The organism is Micromonospora sp. NPDC047753 (assembly GCF_040642735.1).
In the GTDB taxonomy this organism is placed as follows: Bacteria; Actinomycetota; Actinomycetes; order Mycobacteriales; family Micromonosporaceae; genus Micromonospora.
The window spans coordinates 1-6,360 of record NZ_JBEYSL010000397.1; the positions used below are offsets into that span (position 1 = coordinate 1).

Genomic DNA, 6,360 nt, shown 5'->3' on the forward strand with positions numbered 1-6,360 from the left:
ACCGACCATACGCCGGACGAGGCCGGCAAGGTGAAGAGCACCGTGCTGGATCCGACGGGGGTGCGTCGGACCAACACCTTCACCTACGACTACAACGGCAACGTCAAGCAGACGGTCCGGACCGGGAACCCGTCGAATCTGAACTGGGAGGTACTGGCTACCTCCGAGGTCGTCGACTACACCTACGACGACGCCGGCAACGTCCTCACCGAGAAGGTCACCGCCGGCAGCAACACCCGGGTGACCAGCTACACGTACGACAGGCGCGGCCTGCGCACCTCGGTCACCGACCCGCGTGGAAATGTGAGCGGCGCCGACAAGGCGAAGTTCACCAGCACCTTCCGCTACGACGAGCTGGGCCGCCAGGTCGGGCAGAGCGGCCCGACCGTCCTGGCCGAGAGCGACGGCAACGCCGCCGTCTCCACCAACCCGACCAGTTCGGTCGGCTACAACACCTTTGGCGAGCAGGTCGCCGTCAAGGACCCGCTCGGGCGGGTCTCCACCTCGGAGTACGACAAGCTCGGCCGGGTGGTGCGCAGCCTCGCGCCGATGTACCTCGCGCCCGGTGTGACCCAGCCGGTCACCCCGGAGCACAAGCGCCGCTACGACGCCCTGGGCAACGTGCTGGAGGAGACCGACCCGGCCGGCATCACCAACTACACGTACGACCAGCTCAACCGGTTGACCATCCGGGACGAACCGTCGAAGACCAATGACGACCGCGCACTCACCCGCTACACCTACACCCGCACGGGCGAGGTCCTGTCGGTCACCGGCCCGACCGGTGCCCGGGTCGAGTCGACCTACGACGACCTCGACCGGCAGGTCACCCAGACCGTCGTCGAGCGTCGGCCGACCACCCGCAACCTGGTCAGCAAGCTCGTCTACGACGACGCGGGCAACCTGACCTCGTCGATTTCCCCGACCGGGGCGACCACTGTCAACACCTTCAACGGGGCCGGCGACATCACCCGCAGCACCGCGCCGACCGGCGAGGCCATGATCTTCGGGTACGACTTCGCCGGCCGCCAGGTCCGGGTCTCCGACGGCCTCGGTCGCACCACCCGGGTCGGCTACGACCAGTTCGGCAACCGGACGAGCACCTTGAATCTCAAGGCCGACGGCACGGTCCTGCGCACCCAGAGCTACGGCTACGACGTGGCCGGCAACATGACCTCGTCGAAGGACCCCTACAACACCGTCACCACCTACGAGTACGACGCGGCGGACCAGCTCGTCAAGCAGATCGAGCCGACCGACGCCGACCCGATCACCACCACGTTCGGGTACGACGCCGCCGGCAACCGGACCCGCTACACCGACGGCCGCAACAACTCCACCATCTACACGTACAACACGTTGGGTCTGCCGGAGTCGGCGATCGAGCCGTCCACGGCGAGCCACCCGGCAGCCGCGGACCGGACCTGGACCGTCGCGTACGACGCCGACGGCAACGCGGTGCGGCTCAGCGCCCCGGGTGGGGTGAGCCGCATGCGGACCTACGACGCGGCCGGCCGCCTCACAGTGGAGACCGGTTCCGGGGGTGACACCCCGACCGCGACCCGAACCCTGGACTACGACCAGGACGGCCGGCTGAAGAGCGTCAACGCCCCCGGCGGCAGCAACACGTACAACTGGAACGACAGGGGTGGGCTGCTGTCCACCGCCGGCCCGTCCGGCACGGCGAGCTTCGACTACAACGACGACGGCCGGGTGACCAGCCGCACCGACCTGACCGGCACGGCCAGCTTCGGCTACGTCAAGGGTCGCCTCGACACGCTCACCGACAGCATCACCGGCCAGCAGCAGAAGCTTGGCTACGACGCCGCCGGTGACGTCAAGACCGTCGACTACGGTGCCGGCCGCGTCCGCACCTTCGGGTACGACGACTACGGGCGGGTCGCCAGCGACGTGCTGCGCAACGCGGGCGGCCAGACGGTGGCCTCGGTCACCTACGGCTTCGACCTCAACGGCCACCTCACCAGTAAGAACACCACCGGCACCGCCGGGGCCGGCACCAACACCTACGACTACGACAAGGCCGGCCGGCTGATCTCCTGGACCAGCCCGGCCGGGACCGTCACGTACGCCTGGGACGCCAGCGGCAACCGGGTCCGGGCCGGCTCCAAGACCGCGACCTTCGACGAACGCAACCGGCTGCTCTCCGACGGCGACTACACCTACGCGTACACCCCGCGGGGCACCCTGCGGACCCGCACCAGCTCGGGCCTGGCCGAACAGTTCTCGTTCGACGCCTTCGACCGGCTCACCGCGGCGCAGGGCCAGACCTACACCTACGACGGCCTGGACCGGGTCGCGTCTCGCACCGGCAACTCCTTCGTCTACGCCGGGCTGGGCGACGAGGTGGTGCACGACGGTTACGAGTACTACGGCCGCGGCCCGAACGACGAGCTGCTCGCCACCGTCCAGGGTGCCGACAAGCGGCTGTCGCTGACCGACGCCCACGGTGACGTGGTGGCGGCCATCAACCCGGCAGACACCCAACTGTCCACGCTGAACGACTCCACCGCGTACGACCCGTTCGGCAAGAAGGTGACCAGCACCGGCAGCACCGGCCGGTTGGGCTTCCAGGGGGACTGGACCGACCCGGACACCGGGCAGGTCGACATGGGTGCTCGCTGGTACCAGCCCGGCACCGGCACGTTCACCTCGCGGGACAGCGTCAACTACACCTCCGGCGACTCGATTCTGGCCAACCGCTACACCTACGGTGCTGGCGCCCCGTTGGACTTCGACGACCCGGATGGCCACTGGCCGCGCTGGATGAAGCGCGCCGCGAGCGTCGTGAGCAACACCGTCTCCAACGTCGTCAGTGGCGCGTACACGGCGTACAACTACGCCAGGAACTTCGTGTCCACCGTTGCTCACTACGCCTGGTCCGGGATCAAAGCGGTCGGCCGAGTGATCTCCAGCAGCGCGAAGTGGCTCGGCGAAAAGACGATGAACGCCGTCCGGTACGTCGGCAGCAAGATCCAGTCCGGACTCAACCAGGTCGCCCGCAGCGCCGACTGGGCCAGACAACAGGCCAAGATGGTCGCACAACGCATCTACCAGGCAAAGGTCGCGGTGACAGCCGCCGCGAAGTCGGCTATCAAACAAGCTGTCAAGTTCACCAAGCTGGCGGTGATTCCTGCCCTGACGAAGCCGCTCATCACGCTCGGCAAGGTGGTGTCCACCGGCTTCAAGATGGCGGCGAGTGTCGTCGCCGTCACCACGATGGCCATTAAGGACCCACAGAAGTACAGCCAGAACCTATGGCTGGAGGCCGCACAGAAGCTGGCGCCGCTCGTCGAGGGCGCCGAGAAGATGTGGGACAAGGCGACCCAGTTCGTCGACGAACACGCCGCCGAGATCGCCGGCTTCGCCGTCGGGGCCGTCGTCGGCCTGGGCTGCGGCGCGGCGATCGGCTGGACCGGTGTCGGAGCGGTGGCCTGCGGGGCGCTCGCCGGAGCGGTCGGCTCGGCGGTCACCGGTTACATGGACGGCAAGCGCGGCTGGGACCTCGCCGGCGCCACCGCCATGGGCGGCCTCACCGGTGCCCTCGGTGGTGCGCTCGGCTCCATCGGCGGACAGGCGCTGGGTGCGGGAATTCGCGGGCTGAGCGGCGGACTCCGGTCGGGCGGCAGCAAAGCCCTGAGCGCCGGTCTGAACGAGGCACGCGCCATCGGTTCCGGGGCAAGGAACCTCGGCAACAAATTGCTCGGGCGGTGTCCCAATAGCTTCACGGGCGAGACCCGGGTGCTGATGGCGGATGGCAGCTCCAAGCGAATCGACGAGGTGCAGATCGGCGAGAAGGTGCTCGCCACCGATCCGACGACTGGCCGCACCGAGGAACGCGGGGTCACGGCGCTGATCGTCGGCGCCGGTAGCAAGGATCTTGTCGAGATCACAGTCGACACTGACGGCAAGAAGGGCGATGGAACGGAGAAGCTGACCGCTACGGGTGGGCACCCGTTCTGGGTCGCTAGTCAGGGACGGTGGCTAGAGGCTCAGGATCTCAAGCCGGGCTATACCTTCCAAACTGCCGACCACCGACCGGCTTCCGTGGTGGGCCTTCGAAAGTGGACCGACTGGCAGCAGGTGCACAACCTCACGGTGGACGGGCTGCACACGTACTATGTGGTGGCTGCCAAGACGCCGGTCCTCGTCCATAACTGCACAACCGACTTCTTCACGGTTCAAGGTGTGGACGATGCTGCCCGTCTTGGTGCTGGTGGGCACCCATTCCCGACGGCGCCCGAACGTGCACATTTCGGGCCGGGCGTTTATTCCTGGGGGAGCGAGGCGGAGGCGATCGCGTATGCCGCAAACAAGCCAGGAGCTCAGATCATGCGGTTTGCAGTCGACAACAAAGTCCTAGCTGGATTCAAGCAGGCGCATCTCAACAACATGTCAGACGAAGCGGCAACGGCTTTTATGGAAAATAACAGTTTGCTGTGGGGTGGCAACGCCAGTCATGGACTCGACTATATATCTAGAGGCACCGCGAGAGGTACCGAGCACTTCTTCTCATCCAATGTGTTTGACTTTCTGAAATTCAGGTGACGGAGTTGAGCAGCACGTACACCTACAGATTGATCCGTTCGTCCTGGGGGATCAGGATTTCGATCACTGCGGATCCGGTTCTTGGTGCGGTGGAAGTTGACGATGTAATTGCCGTAGGTGAGGACGTTTTCCTCGCTGACGGCACGCAGGGCGGTCGACTTGGTGGTGCTGCAATGCGGATGCTCGCGAGAGGGCTTAGGTCACTTAGTGCGGAGATTGCTTCAGCGGCACCAGGGCGCGTTACAACGATCGTGGTCCGAGAGGTTAGTTACAACGAAGCTGATTTCCAGGAAGAGGGCTTGGCGGCAGCGATTGTCGGCTGGGCTGTAGCTGAGTTCGGACTTCCGGATCGGGACATCGGCGCCTTTTTCGACGCAGAAGCTAACCGGTACATCTTCGATTTGTGGTCGAAAGATCAAGCTTAGGTTGCTGGGTCGAAAGTGATATCGGTTAGACGAAATTTGAAATGCTCTTCGCCCGCAGCTTTGCCTCGAAGGGGTGAGGGTTGGCTTTACCCCCGCATTAGCAAAATTTCGGTAGCGTCCTTCTCGGGTCGTTGCGGCAATTTGTGGCGTGGTTTCCGTAAACAAGATGACGGAGTCTGAGTGGAAACTCTCAAATATCGTGAACGACCGGCACTGCGGTTCGGTCCGATCGGCCTCGTTGTGGCCATGGCTGTCTGGACAATGGCAGTTGTTCTCAGCCCGGCCCCTGCGCATGCCGACGCGGCCGGCAGGGGTGGTGACTTCGTGCCGATCGACAGCGTGCCCCTCCTGGACACTCGCGACGGCACCGGCGGCACCACCGGTGTTCGGGGCGCCAAGTCCGTCACCACGTTCAACGCCGTCGGCATCGCCGGTATCCCGAGCAGCGGGGTCAGCGCGTTGATGGTCGACGTGACGGCCATCTACCCGACCGCCAACACGTTCCTGACCATCTACCCGGACCTGACGGACCCGAAGGCTTCGGCCATGAACGCCTCCATCGGCGAGGTCATGACCAACTCGGCGGTGGTCAAGCCCGGTACGAACGGCAAGCTCGCGGTGCGCAACGCGGGCGGCAACGTCCACATCAGAGTGGACGTGGTGGGCTACTTCACCACCGCCACCGGCAGCACCGGCTCCGGTTTCGTGCCGGTGAACCACACTCGGGTGGTCGACAGCCGGACCGGACAGGGAATCACCGCCGGCGCGATGCCCACCCGTGGAACGCGTACCGCGAACATCTCCGGCAGCGGGCTCGTGCCCAGTTCCGCGACGGCCGTCATGTTGGACGTCGTGGTCATCGGCGCGACCGGCAACGGTTGGTTGACCGTCGGATCGAGCACGGCTGCGGAGACGGGCATCGACTACGCCAAGGGCGCCACCTCGATGGGGATGGTCGTCAAGCTGAACCCCGGCGCCGGCGGCGCAGTGGTGTTGGAGAATCGCGGGCAGGCCGTGCACGTCGCCATCACCGTCCAGGGCTACTGGACCGGCAGCCCGACCACCGGTGCCGGCCTGCGCACGGTTCCGGCGACCACCCTGTACGACAGTCGCTTCCCCAGTGGCGCCCAGCCGGTGCCCGCCTACGGCACCGTCGATGTCGCGGTAGCGGGCACCAACGGCCTGCCGACCCGTGGCATCGCCGCGGCCGTCCTCAATGTGCACGCGGTCGCCCCGACTGTTGACGGGTTCTTCAACGTCACGCCCCTGGGCAGCGCCTTGAACGTTGCCTCGACGACGAACTTCCCCGCCGCGCACGTCGCCCGGTCCAGCATCGTGGTGACCAAGCTGGGCACCGAGGGGAAGGTCC

At 66.0% G+C, this 6,360-nt stretch carries 3 protein-coding genes; all 3 read left to right on the forward strand.

The features are described from left to right. The first annotated feature begins 42 nt into the window (after nucleotides 1–42). The gene (locus tag ABZ749_RS26515) at nucleotides 43–4,566 is read left to right on the forward strand and encodes an RHS repeat-associated core domain-containing protein (protein WP_357232572.1); all 4,524 of its coding nucleotides are present in this window, start codon (nucleotides 43–45) and stop codon (nucleotides 4,564–4,566) included. Nucleotides 4,567–4,571: 5 nt separating this feature from the next. After that, the gene (locus ABZ749_RS26520) at nucleotides 4,572–4,991 is read left to right on the forward strand and encodes a hypothetical protein (protein ID WP_357232575.1); all 420 of its coding nucleotides are present in this window, start codon (nucleotides 4,572–4,574) and stop codon (nucleotides 4,989–4,991) included. 324 nt (nucleotides 4,992–5,315) lie between these two features. After that, nucleotides 5,316–6,360: hypothetical protein (locus ABZ749_RS26525; RefSeq protein WP_357232578.1), on the forward strand; the 1,045-nt coding region annotated here is incomplete at its 3' end.